Raw genomic sequence first — 23,230 nt, 5'->3', positions numbered from 1 at the left:
GGGTTGGCCCCGAACATGCCCGCGGGTCAGCGCCGCCACGTCGCGTCAGTCGATCGTCGCCTGCGCGAGGGCTTGCCAGCACGCCGGGCCGCAGGGGTCGGGCTGCATCGCCTCACCCGCGTCAACCGGGAGCTGGGCCTCGAAGATCAGCTCGTCACCACGCTCGACTTGAACGCTGACGGCCTCGAAGGGCGTGGCCTCGGGGTTGGTCACCGTGTCGAAGAAGGGGTTGGTCAACAGCACCGTCACCAGCTCGGGCGTCCAGCTGAGGTCCGCGAACGCGAACCCAAAGCACGACTTGTCCCCCTCGAGGCTGGCTTCGACGCTGCACAAGATGTCGTGGGCGGGCGTCTGGATCCGAAACCGATGGGGGCCCTCGAGCAACGGCAGCGCGTGGGCGAAGCGCAGAGTCAGCGTGGAGCTGCAGGTGTCACCCGTGCACGGCTCGCCCGTGTCCGTCTCCAAGCCAGTCGTGTCCGTCTCCAAGCCAGTCGTGTCCGTAACGTCGGTCCCGCTGTCCAAACCCGACTCGGACCCACCCGTGCTCGTGTCTGCCACCTCTGTGGACGGGCACCCAAGCAAGACGACCGCAGCTGTAGCGACTGGAATGATGGATTGGACTCGCATGCGCTCGTGCCCGACGGCCGTCATCAATTACCACAACCGTACCACGCGCCCGCTACCGCGGATCACTCGCGGCGCCGACCAACCGATTGATCGGCACCGCTCGATACGCAAACCGCCCCACCGGCCCGGTCAGCGACCACACCTGCATGGGTGACGCGCTTGGATCGAGCTCGCGGATCCGCATGTACGCCCCCGCGAGTGGATCGAGGGGATCAACGGCGATCAGCGAGTCCAGCGCGAGCATGGTGCCGTCAGAGGTGCGGTCGGCGTCGCCGGCGACCGTTGACAAGAATGGCGCGGCGTCGTCCTCCCACGCTTGTGTGGCGGTCATGCTCGCGGTGTCGAGCACATAGCGAACCGCGCGCGAGCGGGCCTGCTCGATCGGCAGCGCAGGATCACCGATCCCGTTGTCGTAGAGCAGCAAGCTGCCGTCGGCCTGCCACTGCGGGGAGTGTTGATGCCAAAACCAGGACCCCGCACTCAGGCTGAAGTCGCCCTCGGGGCCAAGCCGCCAGCGGATCTGACCCGACTCGCGATCGAGCGCCAGCACCCAGTCTTGATGGCGCAGCGAGACCAGCAGCTCGTCGCGGCTGGGCTCGTAGACCAAGCCGTTGGCGTGGGTCCAGTCGTGGTGCTCGACCCCGGTCGCCGGGTTTACGATCACGAAGGTCCCCCAGAAATCTTCGACGCGGCGATTCGTGTCCAGGTGATCGAAGCTGTCCCAGCTCCACACCAGCTCGCCGGCTGGCGTGAACTCCACGATCCGATCACCCGCGACGGGCAGCACGCCCTCGGGCCCATAGTCGATGTCACGAAAGCTGAAGCTGAGCGCGACAAAATTGCCGTTGGGTAGCTCCAATATGTCGTGGTGAAAGCCGGGCACCCCAAGCGTGTCGGCTTCGATGCGCAGCTGCTCGATCCCAAGCTCGTCGACGATCAGCGCCGCGTCGTCACGCAACAGCAGAATCTCACCATTGTCGCGCAGGCTCAGCCCGGTCCACAGCGCTGGCAGCCCGGCGCTCATGGGCGGCCCCCCCAGGTACCAGCGGGTCACCCCTTGATTGTCGACCGCGAACACCCCAAGCGGCTCGTCCGAGAACAGCACCGAGAGATCGAAGAGGCGGTAGTCGTCGCTGGCCGCGGATGCGTCTGCGCTCGAGACCGCGAACGAGTCGAGGTAGCCGGGCAGCGGCGCGAGGGTTGTGAAGCTCACCCCGTGCCGCTCCACGTCGCCGAGCTGCAGCTCGAGTTCGTGCTCGACCCCCGGCTCGAGCCCGCGCACGCGCACGCACTCGGGATCACCGTCGAGCGGCGAGAGTCGGGCGCTGACCACCCCTGGATCGTCGAGGTCGACAGCGGTCACCAGGATCGCACGGTCCGGGTCCGGCTCGGACAGCTCGAAGCACAGGTCCACGACCATCGGCTGGGTCTCGTGATGGATCACCTCGATCTCACCCACGAGCAACGCTGGCTCGGCGGCCGCGGAGCAGGCCACCACGGATCCGAGCGAGAGCACTACGCAGACGGCCGATCGCACCGAGCAACAATAACCGAAGTGCGCGAGCCTGGTCTCACGAGAACCCGGTCGTCAGCGGACGCGACCCAGCAGCGCGTCGGCGAGGCGCTGCCCCGCGACCGGCCCGTGGCGGAAGAACAACGAAGGCTCGACGATCTCGAGCTCGTTGAGCACCCAACGGCCGGCATCGTCCCGCAGCAGGTCGACGCGCGCGTAGAGCAGCGGCAGCTGAAGCTCCCACCCTCGCGCCTTCACGACCGAAGCCAGCGCAGCGAGGGTCTGCTCGCAGATCTCCAGCTGCTCGCGGTCGAGCTCGATCGGCGCATCGTGGGCGCCGTAGTCGTCCTGGACCCGGTAGTCGCCGGCGACGGGCAGCTTGCGGACCGCGTGGCTGAGCGCGCCATCGAAGTAGATCGCCGAGACCTCGCCGTGCCGCTCGACGCTGCTCAGGTACGGCTGCAACATCATGTCGCCGGTGTCCGTGACCCGGGTCAGGTGCGCCTGCGCGGCCGCGAGCTGGGCCGAATCACCGGCGTCGAAGCGCAGCGTGTCGCGAGCGTTGGCGCCCAGCACTGGCTTCAGAAACCCGCGGCGGATCGAGCGGGCGCGGACGAGCGACGGCAGATCGTGGAGCTGCCCGGCGTCGAGCCAGGCGGTCTCGGCCAGCGGCACGCCGTGGTCTTCGAGCTCGCGCAGGTAGTGCTTGTGGGTGTTCCACGCGACCACCGGGGCCGGGTTGAACAACGGCACGCCAGCACCCACGCGCGTGGCCCAGGCGACGAACGCCGCGTGCTTGTAGTGGTAGTCCCAGGTCGTGCGGATCAGGACCGCGTCAAACACCGACCAGTCGACCGAAGGGTCATCCCAGATCGGCTGCTTCACGACCGCACCTCGCCCGCGCAGCGCGGCGTGCAGCGCTCGATCATCGTGCTCGTGGCTGGGCAGGGTCGAGCAGGTCGCAAGGGCGATGCGCATGACGGCGGAGCTTCGCAGCTCGCTCACTGCAACGCGATGGGATCCAAGCACTCGAGCGCCCGCGCCCAGCTGGTATATCCAGGCTACGCCATGGGCTGGTACGACATGTTCTCGGGGTTCTACGATCGCTCGCTCGAGCCCCTGTACCGCGAGCAGCGCGGCCTCGCCGCCAACGCGCTCGCGCTCGCGCCGGGCCACACGGTGCTCGATCTCCCCTGTGGCACGGGCCAGAGCTTCGATGAGATCGCCCCGCGGATCACCAACACCGGGACGCTGATCGGCGTGGACTTCTCTGCGGGCATGCTCGCCCAGGCCAGCAAGCGAGCGGGGTTGCGGGGCTGGGATCACGTGCACCTGCTCGAGCACGACGTCCGCACCCTCGATCCCAGCGCGCTCGCAACCGCCGTGTCCGCGCCCAATCAAGCGCCGCCGCGGATCGATCGTCTGCACGTGTTCCTTGGCCTCACCGCCTTTCCAGACTGGGAGCAGGCCTTCGAGCGGCTGTGGGGGTTGCTGGCGCCGGGTGGTCGCTGCGTGGTCGTGGACGTGTACGCGGACAAGCCCGACTTTCAGGGCCGCATGGTCAACCTGGTCGCGCGCGCCGACATCCGCCGACGGACCTGGACCCCCCTCGAGCGGCTGGCCACGAACTACGCGCGAGACCCACTCCCCAGCACCAAGCAGCACGGCGGCCAGCTGTATCTGGCCCGCGGTGACAAGCCCGAGTCGCCCGATCCTCAGTTGGCCGCGAACAGCTCGTCGTAGGGAAAGTCGGACCCGATCTCGCGCAGCCGCGCCCGGCTGAACGCGTTGATCCGAGCGCGCTGGGCCGCGTCGATGAGCTCGTCGGAGCCCCCGGCCGCGCCGCGACGGATCATGTTGGGGGCCTGGTCTGGCTTGGCCAAGGGGACCGGCGGCGGGGCGAACTGCGACTCGTGCTGCTTCATGTAGGCGAAGCTTCCGCGCTCGGCGACCGCGGCCCGCTCGCTCGCGCTCAGCTCGACCCCCATCAGCTCGGCGACCGCGTCGATGGTTCCGCCCAGGTCGGCCTTGACCTGGTTGAAGCTGCGCACGACCACGTTTGGCCGATCACGCATGGCCCAAAACCCCTTGGTGTGCTCGGCCCACGCGCCGCCAAGGAACGACGGATCACACCACCAATCCACCCACTGTGACGGCGTGACCCGGTGTTGAATACCCATCAAGCCCAGCAAGAACAGGTACGACGAGACCACGACTTCTTTGGGATCACGGATGATCGTGAAGTACTTGGCCTCGGCCGCGTAGGGCACGATCGCCGCGCGCAGGTGGGTCTTGATCACGCGCAGGCCGGTGGGCGAGGCGCTGGCTGGGCCCGGATCGTTGAACTTGACCACCTCGGGCATCGGGGCCTCGGGCCAGCACACCACCTCGTGAATGTGGTCGAACTCGGCGGCGCCGCGGTGGGCGATCTGCTGACAGATCTGCATGCCCCAATTGGTGCCGCTCTTGGGGAAGGTCGTCACGAACACGTCGGACTGGGTTGGCGTGTAGCCGCGAAACACCTTGCTGTCGGGCGGCATCATCCCGTTGTTCACGATGAAGCCCAGCGCAGGCCGAGCCCGACCGAGCCTCGCGGCGGCCCGCACCAGCAACACCATCGGTGTCATCGGGCTCAGAAGCGTGGTTTTGCCAGACACGAGCTTGGACACGCAACGATGGTCCCGCGCCGCCCCGACCGGGTCAACTGGAGAGGGGTTTACTCGCGCCGCGCCGGCGGTGGCTGGTCCAGGCCATGCCCAGCGCCAGCAAGGCCAGCATGCCGATGTTCAGGCGCCAGCCGATCGCAAAGCTGAGCGGGCGAAACACCAGCTCGACGACGTGGGCACCAGGTTCGAGCGGGACCCCGCGAAACATATGGTTGACGGGGACGATCGGCGTCTCGATGCCATCGACGGTGGCGCGCCAGCCCGGGTAGTAGCTGTCGGTGATCACGAGCAGCGCCGGCTCCTGCGGCTCACACTCGAGGATCAAGTGTTCGGGGCGTGGGCGCGCGAGCGGGACGGGCTCGATGCTGGCCGCGCCATTGAGCGCCAGGCTGGGATCCTCGACGACGGTCTCGTGGGCGGGATCAAACGTTCGCAGCGCAGCCTCGCGCTCGCCAAGCGTGGGCGCGACGATCGTCTTGGTGCTGAGGTACGCCCGCGGCACGGCGTGCTTGTTGAACGAGACCCGCTCGGTCTTGTGATCCGTGTAGAGCCGCCGCAGAAACTTGTAGCGAGGGGTGTTGAGCGCGGCGTGGCTGACGATGTACGGCGCGCCCAACATGTCGATGCGCGCGTCGAACTGGCGGGGCTTGAGCGCGGTCTCGTCACGGTACAGACCGGTGCGCGGGTAGAAGCTGCCCGTCTCGATCAGGTGCATCACGTCCAAGAAGCGCAGCAAGCTGGTCCCGTTGTAGCCAGACACGCCGTCGAGCCCGCGCAGGATCGTGTGGTTGTAGCTCCCGTAGCCAAGGCCCTCGGCGATCATGACCCGGGCCGCGATCGGATCGGGCTCGCGCTCGCCGATGTACTCCAGGCTCTGCATCACCCGGCCGTCGAGCTCGCGCGCGGTTGGAGGTTCGTCGCGGCTGCGCTTGGCGAACGGGCTGCGCGGCGCGGCCAGCCCGACCAGATCGATCACGGTGACCGCGACGATCACCCAGCCGGCCCGCTCGCGCCAGCGCTCGCCAAGCGCGAGCGCGGCGACGCCAACACCCACGAGCAGCGCGGCGAGCAGCCCCCACCGCTCGCCGCCGTAGGTCTCGCGGGTCAACGCCGCGATCCCCGGGACGAGCACGACGACCCCGGCGACCCCAAGCAGCAAGCGAGCGCGGACGTGGCCGCGCCGATGCAGCTCGAGCCCCAGCGCGCACGCATACGCCAGCGCAACGCTGGCCAGGCAGATCAAGCGCGAGGGCGCCCGAAAATAGCCAAACCCGGGGACCCACTCGACGACCCAGCCAAACACCGGCGTCGCCGGCCCGAGCGAGGCGAAGATCGTCAGCGCCGCGACGCCAGCCAAGGCCACGACGACCCCCGCGTGCGCGCGGCGGTGCTTGCCACGCAGCGCGGTGACCAGCCCGACGATCGCCAGGATTACGCTCAGCGTCCCGGCGTAGAGCTCGAGCGGGTCGGCCTCTTCGCCGGCCGGCCGCGGCAGCGTGGGACTGGCCAAGAACCGCCACAGCGAGTGCGGGGCCAGGTGGGGATCCGAGGCAAACCCAAGCTCGAGCCCGAGCGAGCGCTGTGACAGCGGGATGAACTCGAGCTGCGGCAGCAAGGCCACGCCGCCCACGCACGCGCCCACGATCACGCTGGCCGCGATCAAACCCGAGCGCTGGGCCAGGCCACGCGGGCGCCAATCGTCGCGGTGCTGGACCGCCAACCCCACGCAGTATGCCGCGGTCAACAGCGCGGCCGCGGCCAGCATCTGGGGACCGCCCGCGAGGATCAGCGCCCCCAGCACCAGGCCCGCGATCGCGACCGAGACAAACCCCGGCACCCGGGTCACGCGGTGCACGGCCGCGAGCCAGGCGGGGATCCAGGCGAGCACCGCAAACAGCCCCAGGTGCATGCCAAGGCTCGAGAACGGACCCGAGAACGCGAAGCACACCGCGCCGGTCAGCTGCGCCGGCAACCCAAACCCGTGGCCGCGCAACCACGCGACCATGCCGATCCCGGCGATCACGACGTGCAACAACAAGAAGGCCGTGAACGCGTCGGGGTCGTCCCACCAGCGCACGACCCAGTTCGGCGGATAATATTGGGCGGCCTGCGAGTCGGCGAAGATCGGGTAGCCGTTGAAGATGTGGTCGCTCCACAGCGGCCAGCGTCCGTCGCGGCGCGCACCCGCCCGCAGCAGCGGGTGGTGGGTGAAGCGGATGTCGCCAAAGAAGGGGCTGAGCTTGCCCGAGACGAAGTCGCGCAGGCCCACGAGCGCACACACCACGCACAGGGCTGCGATCGCGGCCCACTGCTTGACCTGTGCTGAAGCCGTGCCGGTCATGATCGCGCCCGCGCTGAGGAGCGACCTCAGGGATCCTCGCCCTCGCCCTCGTCCTTGCCCTCGTCCTCGTCCTCGTCCTCGTCCCGAGTGTGCTGCTTGGCGATCAGCATATACACCGAAGGCACCACGAACAGCGTGAAGAGGGTCCCGATCGTCATCCCGCCGACCAGCACGATGCCGATCGAGTTGCGCGCGACCGCCCCCGCGCCGGTCACCAGCGTCAACGGAAAGTGACCGACGACCGTGGCGACCGTCGTCATCAACACCGGTCGCAAGCGGGTCGACGCGGCGAGCTCGATCGCCTCGAGCTTGCTGGCCCCGAGCTCTTGCTGCGCGTTGGCAAACTCCACGATCAAGATCCCGTTCTTGGCCACCAGGCCCACGAGCGTCACCAGGCCCACCTGCGAGTAGATGTTGAGCGTGGTGGTCCACCCATCGGTGAGCGCAAAGCCCATTCCAGGCGGCCCAGAGAACTTCAAGAAGGTGAACGCGAGCGCCCCGAACATCGCCAGCGGAACCGAGCCGGCCAGGATCACAAACGGGTCTCGAAACGAGTTGAACTGGGCGGCGAGCACCAAGAAGATCAGCAACACCGACAGGCCCATCGCCGGCAGGAACTTGCCGCTCTCTTGCCGCAGCTGGCGGGACTCGCCCGTGTAGTTGACCTGGTAGCTCGGCGGCATGACCTTGGCCGCGGCGTCCTCGAGCACCTTCAGGCCGCCGTCGAGCGAGCGGGTCGCCACGCCAGAGATCTTGACCGCGTTGAGCTGCTGAAACCGGTTGAGGCTGCGGGGCGCCACATCGTCGCGCAAGCTGGCGACGGCGGACAGCGGGATCAGCGTTCCTGCGGGCCCGGTGATGTAGATCTGCTCGAGCTGCTCGGGCACCAGCCGATCGGCGCGCTGGATCTGGGGGATCACCTTGTACGCGCGGCCGTCGATGTCGAAGCGGTTGACGAAGTTGCCGCCAAGCATGGTCCCGAGGTCGGCGCCAACTTGCTGGATGGTGAGCCCCATCGCGGCCACCTTGTCGCGATCGATCACGATCTCGGTCTCGAGCTGATCGATCTGCACGTCGACGAAGGGCGGGAACGCGAACTCGCCGCTGTCGATCGCCGCCTGCACGACCTGCTCGGCGACCTGCAGGATCTGCTCGTGACTGTCGGTTGAAGCGATCACGAACTCGATCGGCAAGAACCCCGAGCTTGGCAGCGCGGCCGGCAAGAACACCGGCGCCCGGATCCCCGTGATGCTGCCCAGCGCCGTGTTGACCTCGTGTTGAACCTCGAACACGGTGCGCTCGCGCTCGTCCCACGGCTTCAGCAACATGCCCCCAAACCCGCCGCTGGCGAAGGTCAGCTGAAAGCTGTGGTCAAACTCTGGCGACGCCTGGAACACCCTCCCGACCTGCTCTGTGTAGAAGGTGATCTGCTCGAGCGAGGCGTTGGCGGGCGCGTTGATCGCCCCAAACACGGTGCCCTGATCCTCGTTGGGGGCGAGCTCGGCGGGCGACAGCAGGTACATCGGGATCGTCAGCAGCGACAGGGTGATCCAGACGATGTAGACGGCCGGCCGCGCGCGCAGCGTGGCGGCGAGCATGCGGACGTACACACGCCGCACGAAGTTGAACCCCGCGTCGACGGATCGACCCAGCCACCCGCGCCGCTGATCCGGCTTCAGCAAGCGCGAGGCCATCATCGGCGAGAGCGTGAGCGCGACGATCCCCGAGATGAACACCGCGCCCGCCAGCGTGAACGCGAACTCCCGGAACAGCGCGCCGGTCAGCCCGCCCTGCAGGCCGATCGGGGCGTAGACGGCGGCCAAGGTGACCGTCATGGCGATGATCGGCCCGACCAGCTCGCGGGCGCCAAGCAGCGCCGCTTGCTTCGGCGTCTTGCCATCGCGGATGTGCCGCTCGACGTTCTCGACGATCACGATCGCGTCGTCGACGACCAGCCCAACCGAGAGCACGATCGCCAGCAGCGTGAGCAGGTTGACCGTGAACCCGAACACCTGCATGAGGAACACGGCGCCGATCAGCGACACCGGGATCGCCACCAACGGCACCAGCACGGTCCGCAGCGAGCCCAGGAACAAGAAGATCACCACGATGACGATGAGCACGGTCTCGCTCAGCGTCTTGGCGACCTCGCTGATCGCGTCGTCGATGTACTTGGTCGAGTCGAACGCGACGTTGGCCTGCATCCCCGTGGGGAGCTCGGCTTGCAGCAGCGCCATCTCGTCGCGGACCCCCTCGATCACGTCGAGCGAGTTGGCGTTGGGCAGCACCCACACCCCCATGAACACCGCCTCCTCCCCGGAGAAGCGGACCGCTTGCTCGTAGTCGTCGGCCCCGAGCACGACCTCGGCCACGTCTTCGAGCCGGACCAGCGCGTCGCTGGACTCGCGCACGACCAAGCGCCGAAATTGCTCGACGGTCTCGAGCCCGGTGTCCGCGGTCAGGTTGATCTGAACCAGCGCGCCCTTGGTCTGCCCGATCGCCGCCAGGGTGTTGTTGGCAGCCAGCGCGGCGCGGACCTGCGAGGGGCTCACGCCCTTGGCCGCCATCCGCCGCGGGTCGAGCCAGGCCCGCAGCGCGAAGGTGCGGCCGCCAAGGATGTCGGCCCGCTGCACGCCCGGCAGCGCGGACAGCCGCGGCTGGACCACCCGCAGCAAGTAGTCCGTTACCTGGTTTTCATCGAGCACCGTCGAGCCAAAGCTGAGGTACATCGCCGCGATCTGGGCGTCTGAAGGCTCGATGTTGATCGTCGGGATCTGGGCTTCGGGGGGCAGGTCGGCCCGGACCTGATCGACCCGCGCGCTGATGTCGGCGAGCGCGTCGGAGGCGTTGTAGTCGAGGGTCAGCCGCACGCTGATCGTTGACAGGCCCTGCACGCTCTGCGACTCGATGAAGTCGATCCCGTCGGCCGCCGCGATCGCGCGCTCGAGCGGGGTCGTGATGAACCCACGCACCAGCTCGGCGTCGGCGCCCACGTAGACCGTGCGGACCACGACGCTGGCGCTCTCGAGCTTGGGGTATTGGCGAACGTTGAGCGAGCCCAGCGCCTGCAGCCCGGCGATGATGATCACCAGGTTCACGACCAACGCCAGGACCGGGCGCCGAATGAAGGTGTCGGTGACCGCCATGCTAGCGATTCTGTGGGGTTGGCTCGAGCTTGGCGTCGAGCACCTCGGTGTTGTTCACCACCACCGGCGCGTTGTTGCGGAGCTTGAAGGCGCCGGCAACGACGACCTCTTCGCCAGCCAGCACACCGTCGAGCACGGCCACGAAGTCCCCGCGGCGCTCGCCGAGCTGCACGAATTGCTGGCGGGCGAGCTTGATTGGCGCACCGTCTGGGCCCGTCGGTGGACCCGTCGCGCCTGGCTGTGGTTCCTGCGGTGCGTCGATCACGAACACCGAGTCCCCGTAGGACGCGTGGACGACCGCGGTCATCGGCACGCTCACCACCTGACGCTGCTCGGGGAGCACGACCTCGACACGCACGAACATGCCGGGCTCGAGCGCGCTTTGCGGTGTAGCGACCAGCGCCCGGACCAAGACCATGCGCGTAGACGGATCGACGCTGGGCTCGATCGCAACGATCGTCCCCTCGTCGTCGAGCTCGGGCGCCCCCTCGACCGAAAGCCGCACGCGCAAGCCGGTCGCGAGGTCGCGCCGTTGGTGCTGAGGCAGCTCGAAATCGACGTAGGCGCCATCCACTGCCTCGAGGGTTGTGATCGCGGCGCCCGCGTTGAGGTACTGGCCAAGGTTGACCTCGCGAATCCCCAGCCGGCCCGCGAACGGGGCCCGAATCACTTTGCGGGCGATCTGAGCCCGCAACACCTCGATCTGCGCCGTGGCCTGGCGCAGCGCCGACTCGTCGATGTCGAGCTGGGCCTGAGGCTCGACGCCGGCCGCGTCGAGCTCACGCGTGCGCCGGGCGGTGGTGACCGCGAGGTCGCGCGTGACCTGGGAAGCGGCCAGCTGCGCCCGCTCGACGCGGCTGTCGAGCTCGACGAGCACGTCGCCGGCCTCGACCAGCGCCCCCGACTCGAACCCAATGCGCACGACGACGCCGGGCACCTCGCCGCTGATCTGGACCCCCCGGACCGAGGCCACGGTGCCAACGGCTTGCAGGCTGGCCTCCCAGGTCTGCGCGGTGGCGGGCACGGTGCTCACGGCCTCCGGCGGCGGCCCGGCCTGCTCCATCGCCTCGCCCATGCCCATGAGCATCGAGATCTGCGAGCCCTTGACGAACACCAGCCCGCCGATGACCAGCAGCAGACCGATTATGGCGATGACGTAGCGCATGTCGAACGAACTCCGGCGACGCGGGCGTCTTAGCAGGGTTGCGCCCAGGAGCGAAGCGACCAGACGCGCCACCGGCTGCAGACGGCGGTCAAAGCCACACACGTAAATGGAGAGGCACCCACCCAACTCCAGGTGGTCAGACGAGAGCCCCCTTCTAGGGGGCCACACATACCCCTGCGAACAAACGGCCGCTTGGGAGCGAGCGAAGCGAGTGACCGCGAAGTGCGAAACCGCCTGTGGGGGTCAAACCTAGTGTGTTAGCGAGAGCTCGCCCTCGTAGGCGGCGATCCGATCCGAGCCCGCCTCGCGCCGCAGCGTGACCGTGCTGCCCAGCGTGGCCGCGTGCGCAAGCGCCGGACTCGACGTGGCCAGCACCCACTGGGCCTTGGGCAGGATCCGGCGCAGACTCCCGATGAGCTCGAGCTGCACCGCAGCCGACAGGTTGAGCTCGACATCGTCGATCAGCACGGTGCCCTCGCAGTGGCGGGGGTCGGCCCCCCGGTTGGCGACCCACAGCTGATGCGTGGGGATCGTGGCAAAGCAGACCAGCTGGCGGACCTGGGCCGGCAGCGCGTCGAACGGCAGGACCTCGCCGCCGGGCGTCTCGAAGCGCGGCTCGAAGGTCCGCGGCGAGAGACCGCGATAGTTAAACCCGGCCAAGCCCAACAGCTCGTCGAGCGCTTCGTGGATCGCAACGCCCAGACAGCGAGGATCGGCGCCGCTCTCCCCCCGCGAGTCACCCGCGAGCGCGGTTGACAGGCCCGCGTACCCAAGCAGCAGCTTGATCGGTCGCGTGAGCTCAACCCCGTTCTGGTCCTGAAAACCGGGCGCTCCGCGGGTGTCGGCGCGGAGCACCGTCCGCGCGGGATCCCCGATCACCAGCGACCCGCGCGGAAACCGGCGCGAGCCCGGGATCCCCACGAACGCGAACCCGCCCTTCTCGGCCAACATGCGATCAAAATGCACGAGCTCGCGGCGGCGCAGCTGCTCGGCTTGGTCGTCCCCCTCGACCGTGACACCAGGCGTCGAGACCCGCAGCGCGTGGGGTCGCTCGGGGTCTTCCGCCCCGAGCCGCCAGTCACAGACCACGTGCGGCGTTGCACCCGGCCGCCGCCACACGGAGGTCTGGACCACGTGGTGCGCGGGGCGTGTGGCCGAGATCGCCGACAACAGCGCGGTCTTGCCCGTTCCCCCGTCACCGTGGATGACCGTCAGCAGCCGCGGCTCCCCGGGCCGATCGCAGAACTCGACCTCGATGTGATCAAAAGGTCCGAGCCCGACGACGCGAGTCCGTTCGAGGTACATGCGTGGGCGCAGGCTAACAGCTGTCTTCGGCTCGGGCGAGGCCGGCAGTTCGTGGACGGCATCGCAAGGGGCGGCGGGCTGATCCACGGATCACTTCGGTGACATGACGCGCGACATGGCGCGCGACCCGGCGCGGCTGCCTGATCCATCGACCATGGCGACACAGAGGACTATGCTCGCCGCCCATGGCTGACGTCGACATGAGCGGGAAGACCGTGCTGATCACCGGGGGAAATTCTGGGATCGGAAGGTACACCGCGATCGGCTTGGCTCGCATGGGCGCGAAGGTGGTGTTCACCAGTCGCAACCTTCGCAAGGGCGACGTCGCCCGGGCCGAACTTCGCGAGATCGTCAACAAACAACAGGTCGACTGCATGGAGTTGAACCTCTCGAGCTTCCGCTCGATCGAGCAGTTCGCCAAGCAATTCCTCGCCAAGTACCCGCGGCTCGACGTCTTGGTCCTCAACGCGGGCAGCGTGCTCGACACCCGTCGCGTCACCGACGAGGGCTTCGAGATGACCTTTGGCGTGAATCATCTTGGGCACTTTTTTCTGACTCAGCTGTTGCGCGCGCACCTCGAGGCCGCGTCGGCGCGGGTCGTGGTGGTGGCTTCAGATGCCCATCGCGGCGCCCGGTCTGGGCTGAACTTCGACGACCTGATGTTCGAGCGCGCGTACAAGGGGTGGGCGGCCTACAGCGCGTCCAAGCTGGCCAACATCTTGTTCGCCAACGAGCTCGGTCGCCGGTTCGAAGGCGTGACCGCCAACTCCCTGCACCCGGGTGTCGTGCGGACCGGGTTCGCCCGCGACGGCGACGTGTCAAACGTGTTCGCACGCGCCGCGATCAGCATCGCACGCCCGTTCTTGATCGGGCCCGAGCGCGGCGCCCAGACCTCGATCTACCTGGCGAGCGCCCCGGAGCTCGAGGGCAAGACCGGCGGCTACTACGACAAGTGTCGGCCCGGCAAGCAAATCGCTGCCGCCCAGGACGACGAAGCGGCCAAGCGGCTCTGGGAGGTCAGCGAGGCGCTGGTCGAGCAGGGCCTCGCCAAGCGCAAGCCGAAGTCCTGACTGGGGGACGCTACAGCTCGGCGCCCGAGTTGATCCAGGCGTAGATCGCCTGGACCTCGATCGGACACAGCGCCCCCGTGAGCGGCATCGTCGAGCCACTGCCCATGACCGAGGCCTGGGTGCCCATGAGCTTGTGCCACAGGTAGCTGTCATCCGCCGACAGCGGCTCGACGAGGTTGAGCGCCGCGCCAACGGCCATCACGCTGACGAAGTTGTCGTAGCTGGTCATCGCGTCGGGCATCAGCGGGCCGCTGAGATCCGCGTGACAACCCGCGACACCGCAGCGGTTCTCGATGATCGGCCAGATGTCGGTCTCGTAGCTGGGCATCGCGGGCACCGGGGCCTCGATGTAGCAGGTGGGCGCGGGCTCGCCGTCGCCATCGCCATCGCCGTCGCCCTCGCCATCGCCGTCGCCGTCACCGCTGCCGCCCTCTGCGATCGGGACCCCGGCGATCCAGCCAATGATGATCGCCTGGTTGAGCGAGTCGTCGGGGCTCTGAGGTGAGGGTGGCATGGGACCACCGGTGATGTTGGGCCCGCCCAAGATCTTCTGAGCGATGTACGAGGCCTCGAGATCGCCAAGGGTCACGAACGGACCGCCGCCGCTGCTCGAGCTGGTCATCAGGATCTGCCCGCTCTCGGGCGCCGAGAGCACGACCTGACCGGCCCCTGCCCCGTGGCAGCCCGTGCTGGTGGCGCAGCTCTCGTCAAACGCCTGCTGGACCGCGGGCGGGATCGCGTCCTCGCCACCGCCCTCGCCGACTGGCTCGAGGCCGCAGCCCGAGCTGAGCAGCAGCAACCCACAGATTCCGTAGCTTCGGTTCATCATGTGCATATCAGAGCTTCCACTTGCGGGTGATGTTGAAGCCGAAGAAGAAGTCGCCAAACGGCGAGAAGGGGTTGGCCGTGTCCCCGCCTGGGGCGACCAAGTTGGTGTGCATATTTCGCGTGTTGGTCACGAACACCTGGAACACATGCATGCCCGTGCGCGCCGACCAGCCCAAGCCCCACGAGCCGATCTTGGTGCCGCCCGGGTCGACGTCACCGCCGCGATAGTAAAACGCATCAACCGGGATCGGCAGCTGGTACTCGAGGTCGATCCCGTGCTTCTTCTTCTTGCCCAGCCATACCGTGCTGACAACGCCGGCGTTGAGCGTGCCGCGGTTGTCGGTCACCGGCTCGGGGCCGTTGCCCTCGCCAAAGTCGTAGAGCACCGTGGGTGAGTGGTTGGTCAGCAGCGAGTAGTTGACCGTCAGCTGGGTGCTCCAGCGCTCGAACCACAAGCGGCTGAGCATGAGCTGGAAGTTGCCCGTGATCGGGTTGACCGAGTTGCTTGGGAAGTCGGTCAGCGCCTCCAAGCTGGCGTACACGCCGAACGACACCGGCTTGCCCGCCTCTTGGCGGATCGGCACGTACTTGGCGCCAAGCTCCCAGTCGAGCCGTGAGCTGGTCCAGCGCAGGACCAGATCGAGGCCGTCGATCACGCCGTACTCGATGCCCATGCTGATCGTCGCGCCGCCAGCGAGGCCGATATAGGTGCGGTCGCCTGGGCCGCCAACCAATCCAAGCCGGTGGTGGATGCGATACGCGATGACCTTCTTGCCGAGCGTGGTCGTGGTCGGCAGGTTCATCTGGAAGGTCCCAAAGAACGGCTCTTTGGGCTTGCGCTTGGGCGGCGTGGGTGGCTGGACGTTGGTGTGCACGCCGGGGCCGTCGCCGACCTCGCCCTCGCCGGTCTCGCCCTCGCCGGTCTCACCTTCACCCGCGGGATCCTTCTGGGTGTTCGCGGGCGGCAGCGCCGCGATCCACTGCTGGACGACGGTCAGCTGATCCACGGGCAGCGGGTCGTCGCCCATTGGCATCGTCTCGCCCTCGATCCCCTCGGCGCCGACCATCTTCATGTAGAGGTAGCTGCCGTTGGGGTTGCCCGGGTCAACGTAGGGCTTGCCGGTCGTCGACGGCACGCCGACCAGCGCGCCGATGTCCTCGAGGTTGAGCACGTCGTCGCTGGAGTCGTGGCAGAGCGTGCACGACTCGTCGAAGATCGCCTGGGCAGCCGCGAGTTCACCACCGGCTTCGGGTGGCGCAAACGCGAGCGGGAGCAGCAAGGTCGCGAGCAGCATGGGCGGCCACAGCTTACGTCACACATGAGCGCCCGTGGGCACGAGTTGCCCCACCCCCCAAAGTTGCTGGAGTGTCAAGCCGCCGCGACCCCAGCCAAACCGCGTCTGAACCCAGGTGTCTGTGGGGGCCAACGACCACCTCCGCCGAAGCCCCCGGAGCCCCTTTTAGGCCTTTTAGGGGGCCACACATGCGACAGCGAACAGCCAGCCCCGAGGAGCGAAGCGACAAGACGCGAAGCGGCTGCAGTCGGCGAAGTGCCAAGCTGTCTGTGGGGGTCTAAAAAAGCTAGGATTTTCCGATGCAGCGCCTCTCCAGCGGTCTCGTGGCTGTCCTCTCGATCCTCATCTCGACATCGTCAGCGTGCAAGGGCGACGGCGACTCGGCCGAGGCAACCAGCGCAGCGGCCAAGCCCGCTGACGGGGCAGATTCGAGCGCTCCGGCTGATGCAGAAGCCAGCGCTGCCGCGGAGGCTGGTGGCGCAGCGGTCGAGCCGGCCGGTGCAGAGGCTGGTGCCCCCAGCGGGACTGAAGCGGGTGAAGTGGCCGCAGCGGAAGCTGGCGAGGCCGTCGAGCCTGGCGCAGAAGCGGGGGCAGAAGCTGGCGGCGAAGAGATCGCCCCGCCCGAAGACCCAGTCCCCGCGCTGTTCGAGGTGGTCAAGAGCCTCGACAACGACGACGCCGCCGCCAAAAAAGCGCTGGATGACGCGATCAAGGCCGGAGCCGCCAAGCTCGACGCGGCCAAGGCCGCCAACGAGCGCGGCGAGGCCCTGTTGACCAAGGGCGAGAGCGAGCGGGCCGAGCCCTTCTTCGTGTGGGCCCGCGACGCCCACTCGCTGTACGCCGAGCCGGTCTTCAACCTGGCCAAGATGTCGGCGCTGGCTGGCGACCTCGAGTTCGCCAAGGAGCACCTCGCCGAGCTCGAGAAGCGCGGCAACAAGAAGCTCATGAAGCAGGTCGGCGTCGAGCTGGCCTTTGCCCCGCTCCACGACGACCCCGACGTGCGCAAGATCTACGAGCAATGAGCGACTCGGCTCCACCCGTCCAGCGCCCGGTTGGCGTGCTGTTCGTCTGCTACGCCAACATGTGCCGCTCGCCGCTGGCCGAGGGCGTGTTTCGCCAGCTCGCCAAGGACCGCGGCATGCTCGAGCGCCTGCACATCGACAGCGCCGGCACCGACGCGGTCGAGGGCTGCGACCCGCACCCGCGCTCGCGCGAGATCGCGGCCGCGCACGGGATCACCTTGACGGGCACCGGTCGCCAGCTCGTGCGTGATGACCTGAGCCGCTTCGATCATGTCGTCGTCATGGATCGCCGCAACTACGACAAGATCGCTCGACTCGCTGCGCCTTCGGCGTTTGGCGAGCTCGAGGGGTTCCGCGCCCGGCTGCGGATGCTGCGGGCGATCGCGGATCCCAAGGCCAGCGGCCGCGCCCTCGATGTGCCGGATCCGATCGGCTGCGGGCCCGGGCAGTACGCCGCGGCCTACGAGTTGATCGCGGCAGGGTGCTCGGCGCTGCTCGACGAGATCCAGTAGTTCGGTGCGTCAGCGGACGGATCCCGAGCCGTGCTCCGGGTGTGGATCGATTCGCGGCACGATCACGCGACGACGCGCGATGTACACTGTCGCAATGAACTTGCGATCGGCTGTGGCCTTGATCTGTGCGCTCCCCCTGGCCTGCTTCGACGGTGCGTCGAACGACGAGACCAGCAACCCGACCGAGACCAGCGGCGACGGCGATCCTGGTGACGGCGACGGCGATCCTGGCGACGGCGACGGCGACGGCGACCCCGGCGACGGTGATGGTGACCCCGGCGACAGCGCACCGCAGTTCGTCAGCTTCACCGTCAACATGTCGACCAACCCCGGCGTCGTGACCTCGGCTTCGGGGATCATGATCGAGGCCGAGCTCAGCGATCTCGACATGGACGTGAACTACGTCGTGTTCAAGCGCGACGGCGAGACGATCGCTACCTTCGCCAATGATCCCGGTCCGAGCTACGCGTTCGAGTGGGTCGCCAGCGGGGCGGAGCTCGACGGCACCTACGAGCTGACCGCCGAGGCGACCGACGCCGCCGACAACATGGTGATCAGCGACGGCGTGAGCGTGACGCTTGGCATGGCCGCCGGCGGGTCCGAGGTCGACAACTGGGACTACGACAGCGGCCAGCTCGACGCGGCCTACGACCTGGCGGTGAGCCCCAACGGCGACGACCTGGTGATCACGGGCCAGCGCACGGACGACCTCGCAAGCCAGCAGCGCACCGATCGGGTGGTGGGTCCCAGCTGGGCCAACAAGGTCGAGATCGGCTCGGCGTACGGCGCAGCCGTGACCCAGCGCGAGGACGGCGGGTACTTCGTCGCGGGCGCGATCCCCAAGCCCAACAACAAGAGCGACTCGGCGCTCTACCACTACGACGCCGCGGGCGTGCTGATGGAGTCGACGGTGTTCGACGGGTCCAGTCAGCCCGACATGGCCGACGACGCCGACAACCCGATCGCCGCCGAGCCAGCCCCCGGCGGTGTCCTGATCATGGGCACCTACTTTGCCAGCGGCGGGTCCCAGGAAGACAAGTGGGTCACCTACGTGCGGCGCTACACCGACGCGATGGACTTCGAGTGGGAGCGCTTCCCCAGCGAGGCGCTCAGCGGGCGGCCCTTCGCCTACGACTTCGCCGCCGCCAGCGACGGCAGCTACGTGCTCGTGGGTGGGCAGTTCGCCGAGACGCCGATCAAGCCGTGGATGGGCCGCTTCAACGCGCAGGGCATGGTCGTCAACGAGGTACAGATCAACGACTACGGGGCCGGCATCCTCCACGCCGTCGACATCGCCGCCGATGGCAGCGTGGTGGTTGGCGGCCAGGCGCCGGTCGACGGCGAGGCCCTGTCCTGGGTCCGCAGCTACGACCCCAACGGCGCGATGCAGTGGGACGTGGTGGTTCCCATCACCGACCTTGGCGTCGTCGCGGCGCTCGCCATCGATCCCTGGGGCGAGGTCGTGGCGGTCTCGACCGAGGGCTGCTCGAGCCCGGGGCTTCGCTACGAGTCGTGCGACCTCGCGATCCGCAAATATGACCCGAGCGGGCAATTGATGTGGGAGCAGATCTACCCCGGCGGCGGGTTCCTGGGGCCGAACCTGCTGTTCCTCGGGTTTGACGCCGCGGTCGAGGTCGATCGCTTTGGCTATGTGTACGTGTCCGCCATCGCATACGACGTTGGCGGCACCAACTGGTGGGCCCGCAAGCTCAACCCATGAAGCTCGAGCAGCTGCTACAGCGTCGTCGGCATCGGCACGAACAGCTTGCGCTCGACCGCCGACAGCTGATCTCGAGGTGAAGGCAGCGACGCGTCGGGGTCATCCGCGTCCCCCGGCTCGCGCGAGGCCAGCCGGGGCATCGGCCCGCCACCTTCACCGCGGCCAAGCACGATCCCCTGCAAGTGCCCGAGCTGCGCCTCGGTCAGCTCGATGAATTCATTGTCGTACCCAAGCTTGCGCGCGGTCTCGAGGTTCTTCTCGAACACCCACACGGCCTTGTCGATCACCGGTCGCAGCTGCTCTTCGAGCTCGACGTAATAGGTGCGCCGCTGGGCCTCGTCGAGCCAGTCGGGCACCGGCGCGTACATGATCGCGTCGTAGAACTCCTCGAACATCGAGCCCAGCTGGTAGCCAGCCGCCGACACCCAGTACACGTGGCGCGCCCGAACAACATGGTTGTAGGCCGTCTGCGCCCGCTCGAGCAGCGCGAGCTTGGCCTCGAAGTCGGCGTTCATTTGGGCCTCGGGCAGCCGGATCCGGGCGGCGCGGAACTCGAGGTGCAAGATCGCGGCGCGATAGAACCGGGCCATCGCCACGAAGTAGGTGTCCGAGAACCGCTCTTGTCCGCCGCGCGTCGCCGCCTCGCCGCTCGTCGCCGCCTCGTAAATAGCGTCGGCGCGAGCGAGCACGGCGTCGGCCTGCTCGAACTGCGCGAGCTGATACAGCGCGAAGCCCTGGCGCGCGAGCGCCTCGACCCGCTGGCTGGGGATCAGCTGGTCGCCGCCAAGCTCGAGCACCTGCGCATACGAGGCCGCCGAGCGCTCCCACGCCAGGACTTGGGCCTCGCACGCGCCGCGCCGGGCGAGCAGCAGGTGGGCGCTTGGATCATCCGAGAAGTGGGCGAGGTAGCCGTCGTAGGCGCGGATCGCAGCGTCAAAGTCGCCCAGCAATTCGTGCGCGCGGGCCAAGCCCGCGTAGGCGCGGCGGTCTTGCTCGCCGCTGGCATCTTGACCGAGGTAGCGCGCGAACAAGGTCGCCGCCCGTGCAGGCTGCCCCCCCGAGAGCGCCCGCTCGGCCTCGTCGATCCACGCGTTGGGATCCGCCGCGGTCGCGTCGGCAGCGTCGGATCCAGGCTTGCGATCCTCCGTGCCGGTCGCGGCCGCGGGCGTCTGACTGGACCCCTGCCCGCTCGTGATGGCTGCGCAGGCCGTCCCGAGCGCGGCGATGCAGGCGAGGGACAACAGGCGGGCTGCGAGGATCGAGCTGCGCGGCACGACCGAGCATGACATGGGTCTCGCCTGGTTGCCGACGCCGCCCCCGCGTCCCCCCCAACAATTTTTCGCGCGCTTCCCTGGTATGCTGCGCCGGTGAATCAGCCCGCCGGACCTCAGTTCAACGGTCCAACTCGTGCACGTTCGCGCGTCCGCCTGCTCACAGCCGTCGCGGTGTTGGCTGTCTCCGCGGTCGGCGTGGGTGGGCTCGCCAGCTTGGCGCAGAGCCGGCCGGCGCCACGGGCCGACAGCACGGCCGTGACGCCAACCGTCATCTCGGGCCAAAACGGCGCACCGGATCCCACCAAGTTGATCCACCACAGCGCGCGCCTCGAGCATGAGGTCCGCGAAGCCGAGCAGGCGGTCACGCGAGCCCGCGCCGCGATCGCCAGCGCGCGACAGCTCGGCAACGTCGATCCGGCGCTGCTGTTGGAGTTCGAGCATCGGCTCGAGCGGCTTGGCGAGGGTCCGATCGAGGCGGCCCGGCGCAGCTACCAAGGAACCCAAGCCGAGCCGTCGCCAGAGGAGCTGGAACGACGAGGGCGATCGAACTTGCGTTCGATCGCCCCGGCTCCGCGCCAGCTGTGAGCCCGCGCCAGCGGTGAGCGCTACTCGCCGCCGCTGCCGCCGCTGGTCATCTTGGCCATGGCCTGCCGCGCGGTCAGCCAAGCGCCCTGCATGTTGGCGTCCTTGGTCAGCTCTTCGGCATTCATGACGGCCTCGAGCGCGTCCGAGCACTCCTGGCAAGGCGTGCCGCCAGCGACCCTTGCGGACAGCCACGCGATGTTGATGCGCGCCTCGGGGTCACGGGTCTTGAACGCCTTGGCCAGCTTGCCGGCCGCCTCGATGTCGCCTGGCTTGGACATGCGGGCGAAGTTGAAGGCCGCGACCTCGCGCTCGAACCAGCCCTTGCTCGAGTCCAACAGGATCTTCTCGTAGCAGGCGACGTCCTCTTTGCAGGACTCGAGCACGCCGATGCCGACGCCCCAACCCAGCTTCTCGATCTCGGCCTTGACGTTGTCCTCGTTGGTGTCGATCGCAGCCTTGGCCGCGGCAGCCTTGCTGGGCGGGGCCGCGAGGATCATCCAGCGCGCGCCCTCCCAGCGGACCTGGTACTTGAAGTCGGAGTTCACGGCTTCTTCGGGGTCGTAGAACCCGGTCGCCATGATCTTCTCCATGCACGCGAACGCCTCGTCGCCGCCGATCCGGCCAAGCGCCGAGATGATCTCCCACAGGTCGCCGGGGTTGTGGGTCGCGTTGCGACAGTTGCACAGCGCCGCGACTGCAGCCGGATCCCCAATGAACCCGAGCGAGTTGGCCGAGAACGCGCGCAGCCCGACCGCCGCGCTCTGATCGAAGCCCTCTTCGCTCTCCTCGAGCGCGGCCAGATCAACGGGCTCGTCGCCCGCGCAGTCCTTCTGCGGCATGTAGGCGACGATCGCCTCGGTCGCCTTGGACGAGCCGATCACACCCAGGATCCGAACCGCGCTCTGCTGCACGATCTGCACGGGCACGTTCTTCTCGGCGGCGAGCTCGTTGACCTTGGTGTTCTTGCCCTCCATGGTCTCGACCAGCTTGGGCACGGCGGGCTCGCCGATCGCCCCGAGCGCCCGCACGGCGCGCTCGCCAATTGACTGCGTGCCGGGCGAGTCGGCGACCGAGAATTGGACCGAGATCAGCACGCTGACCGCCTCTGGGTCGCCGATCTGGCCAAGCGCATCGATTGCTGCCTTGTAGACCACCTTGGGCTGGGTCTCTTCGGACTGACCGAGCGCGGCGATCAGCGGAGCGACCGCGGCCTTGGCCTTGAGCTCACCTAGGGTCCGGGCCATCTCGTAGCGCAGCGCGCCCTCTTGGCCCTCGCTCATGTCCTTGCTGGGGCTCTCTGTCAGCTTTGTGAATTGGGCGATGATCGTCTCCGCGGCGGCCTCGGCCTTGGACTCGCGGATGCCCTGCAGCGCCAGCAGTGCTTGCTTGTGGCCCTCGGCGGACCCGTCGATCTCGAGCGCCTTCTTCCACATGCCGACGGCCTCGGGCCGCTTCATGGCCATCGCCATGTTCAGCATTTGCTCGCGGTAGGGCGCGACGTCGTCCTCGGAGTAGAGCTCCTCGAACTTGGGCAGCACCTTCTCGGCGAACTCTGCCCGGCGGGTGTCTTCTGGATCGGTGGCGATGCCCGACACGATCCGCTCGAGCTGCTTGAACGCCTCGGCCCGCGCTTCCGCGTCATCGAGCTTCTTGACGTGGGTTTCGAGCGCGTTGGGGTCGCCCTGATTGCAGGCAGCAGTGGTGGTGACGGTGACCGCGAGGACGGCCGCGAACAGGGAGTGGATCACGAACTTGCGCATGGGAAGCCTCGGGCGCGAATGTTACCTGGTTTGCACCCTGAGCGGGGGCTCTAAACGCATGACTCACGCCGATCGGTCGCGCGATGCACAATGGGCTGGATTCGTGAGAACCCAGCCCATCTGCAGACAACGGCCAAACGACCGCGCGGATCGAGAGTTTGCGACTAGCCGCGACGGCCGGCTTTGCTGCGGCCGCGAGCGGGGACGCGGGCCGACTTCTTGGCCCGCCGACGGCGACCGGACTTCTCTTCTTCCTCTTCCGGCGGGGCCTCACCCTTGCGCAGGGCGGCGTGCTGCTTGATGACGACGGTGACGTCGTCCTCTTCGTTGGCGGCACGGCGTGCCGGGGCCGGTGCGGGCGTCGCCGGGCGTCGGGCCTCTGCGTCGCGCTCGCGGGCGGC

At 68.1% G+C, this 23,230-nt stretch carries 19 protein-coding genes; 6 read left to right on the top strand and 13 right to left on the bottom strand.

The genetic code is table 11. The features are described from left to right. Positions 1 to 45 precede the first annotated feature (45 nt). The 3 genes from DB30_RS09555 to DB30_RS09545 form a co-directional block, all read right to left on the bottom strand. Entirely contained in the window at positions 46 to 558 is a 513-nt protein-coding gene (locus DB30_RS09555; protein ID WP_146658380.1) for a hypothetical protein, read from the bottom strand. A gap of 121 nt (positions 559 to 679) precedes the next feature. Continuing rightward, positions 680 to 2,164, bottom strand: a complete 1,485-nt coding sequence (locus DB30_RS09550; protein ID WP_146658379.1) for an aryl-sulfate sulfotransferase — start codon at positions 2,162 to 2,164, stop codon at positions 680 to 682. Between the two features lie 51 nt (positions 2,165 to 2,215). Beyond that, complete coding sequence (locus DB30_RS09545) at positions 2,216 to 3,118, bottom strand: ATP-grasp domain-containing protein (RefSeq protein ID WP_052548166.1); 903 nt, start codon at positions 3,116 to 3,118, stop codon at positions 2,216 to 2,218. 36 nt (positions 3,119 to 3,154) lie between these two features. Between DB30_RS09545 and DB30_RS09540 the strand changes: the two genes are divergently transcribed. Continuing rightward, positions 3,155 to 3,883, top strand: coding sequence for a class I SAM-dependent methyltransferase (locus tag DB30_RS09540; RefSeq protein ID WP_052548061.1), 729 nt, complete (start codon positions 3,155 to 3,157; stop codon positions 3,881 to 3,883). Here DB30_RS09540 and DB30_RS09535 read toward each other — a convergent pair. The 5 genes from DB30_RS09535 to DB30_RS09515 form a co-directional block, all read right to left on the bottom strand. After that, positions 3,856 to 4,809, bottom strand: a complete 954-nt coding sequence (locus DB30_RS09535) for a sulfotransferase domain-containing protein (protein ID WP_052548060.1) — start codon at positions 4,807 to 4,809, stop codon at positions 3,856 to 3,858. The genes DB30_RS09540 and DB30_RS09535 overlap by 28 nt on opposite strands. Positions 4,810 to 4,840: 31 nt before the next feature. Further along, positions 4,841 to 7,147, bottom strand: coding sequence for a YfhO family protein (locus tag DB30_RS09530; protein WP_052548057.1), 2,307 nt, complete (start codon positions 7,145 to 7,147; stop codon positions 4,841 to 4,843). A gap of 26 nt (positions 7,148 to 7,173) precedes the next feature. Next, positions 7,174 to 10,293, bottom strand: a complete 3,120-nt coding sequence (locus DB30_RS09525) for an efflux RND transporter permease subunit (RefSeq protein WP_052548055.1) — start codon at positions 10,291 to 10,293, stop codon at positions 7,174 to 7,176. 1 nt (position 10,294) lies between these two features. Continuing rightward, positions 10,295 to 11,458: an efflux RND transporter periplasmic adaptor subunit gene (locus DB30_RS09520; protein ID WP_052548053.1), complete on the bottom strand. Its 1,164-nt coding sequence runs from the start codon at positions 11,456 to 11,458 to the stop codon at positions 10,295 to 10,297. Positions 11,459 to 11,707: 249 nt separating this feature from the next. Then, positions 11,708 to 12,763 (bottom strand): ATP-binding protein, encoded by a 1,056-nt coding sequence (locus DB30_RS09515; RefSeq protein ID WP_052548052.1) that lies wholly within the window; start codon positions 12,761 to 12,763, stop codon positions 11,708 to 11,710. 185 nt (positions 12,764 to 12,948) lie between these two features. On the opposite strand from DB30_RS09515, the gene DB30_RS09510 reads away from it, so the two are divergent. Continuing rightward, the gene (locus tag DB30_RS09510) at positions 12,949 to 13,833 is read left to right on the top strand and encodes an SDR family oxidoreductase (protein ID WP_052548050.1); all 885 of its coding nucleotides are present in this window, start codon (positions 12,949 to 12,951) and stop codon (positions 13,831 to 13,833) included. A 10-nt stretch (positions 13,834 to 13,843) separates the two neighbouring features. Here DB30_RS09510 and DB30_RS09505 read toward each other — a convergent pair whose 3' ends face one another. Beyond that, entirely contained in the window at positions 13,844 to 14,662 is an 819-nt protein-coding gene (locus tag DB30_RS09505) for a hypothetical protein (protein WP_153258262.1), read from the bottom strand. Between the two features lie 7 nt (positions 14,663 to 14,669). Next, positions 14,670 to 15,956 (bottom strand): DUF5777 family beta-barrel protein, encoded by a 1,287-nt coding sequence (locus DB30_RS09500; RefSeq protein WP_052548047.1) that lies wholly within the window; start codon positions 15,954 to 15,956, stop codon positions 14,670 to 14,672. 299 nt (positions 15,957 to 16,255) lie between these two features. On the opposite strand from DB30_RS09500, the gene DB30_RS09495 reads away from it, so the two are divergent. From DB30_RS09495 to DB30_RS09485, 3 genes are all read left to right on the top strand, one after another. Further along, the gene (locus DB30_RS09495; protein ID WP_146658377.1) at positions 16,256 to 16,978 is read left to right on the top strand and encodes a hypothetical protein; all 723 of its coding nucleotides are present in this window, start codon (positions 16,256 to 16,258) and stop codon (positions 16,976 to 16,978) included. After that, positions 16,975 to 17,490, top strand: coding sequence for a low molecular weight protein-tyrosine-phosphatase (locus tag DB30_RS09490; RefSeq protein WP_052548043.1), 516 nt, complete (start codon positions 16,975 to 16,977; stop codon positions 17,488 to 17,490). Before DB30_RS09495 ends, DB30_RS09490 begins: the two co-directional genes overlap by 4 nt. Before the next feature lie 94 nt (positions 17,491 to 17,584). Further along, positions 17,585 to 19,210, top strand: a complete 1,626-nt coding sequence (locus tag DB30_RS09485; protein WP_052548040.1) for a hypothetical protein — start codon at positions 17,585 to 17,587, stop codon at positions 19,208 to 19,210. A 14-nt stretch (positions 19,211 to 19,224) separates the two neighbouring features. Here DB30_RS09485 and DB30_RS09480 read toward each other — a convergent pair whose 3' ends face one another. After that, the gene (locus DB30_RS09480; protein ID WP_052548038.1) at positions 19,225 to 20,499 is read right to left on the bottom strand and encodes a tetratricopeptide repeat protein; all 1,275 of its coding nucleotides are present in this window, start codon (positions 20,497 to 20,499) and stop codon (positions 19,225 to 19,227) included. Between the two features lie 78 nt (positions 20,500 to 20,577). Between DB30_RS09480 and DB30_RS09475 the strand changes: the two genes are divergently transcribed. Beyond that, a complete protein-coding gene (locus DB30_RS09475) occupies positions 20,578 to 21,069 on the top strand; it encodes a hypothetical protein (protein WP_165703680.1) in 492 nt (163 codons plus the stop codon). Positions 21,070 to 21,089: 20 nt separating this feature from the next. Here DB30_RS09475 and DB30_RS09470 read toward each other — a convergent pair whose 3' ends face one another. Together DB30_RS09470 and DB30_RS09465 are read right to left on the bottom strand one after the other, a co-directional pair. Continuing rightward, the gene (locus DB30_RS09470; protein ID WP_052548034.1) at positions 21,090 to 22,829 is read right to left on the bottom strand and encodes a HEAT repeat domain-containing protein; all 1,740 of its coding nucleotides are present in this window, start codon (positions 22,827 to 22,829) and stop codon (positions 21,090 to 21,092) included. 164 nt (positions 22,830 to 22,993) lie between these two features. Further along, the coding region (locus tag DB30_RS09465) for a hypothetical protein (RefSeq protein WP_420870647.1) at positions 22,994 to 23,230 on the bottom strand (237 nt) is incomplete at its 5' end.

The organism is Enhygromyxa salina, assembly GCF_000737335.2.
GTDB lineage: Bacteria > Myxococcota_A > Polyangia > Nannocystales > Nannocystaceae > Plesiocystis > Plesiocystis salina_C.
The sequence above is the reverse complement of the archived record's forward strand: the minus strand, read 5'-3'. Positions and strand labels throughout refer to the sequence as shown.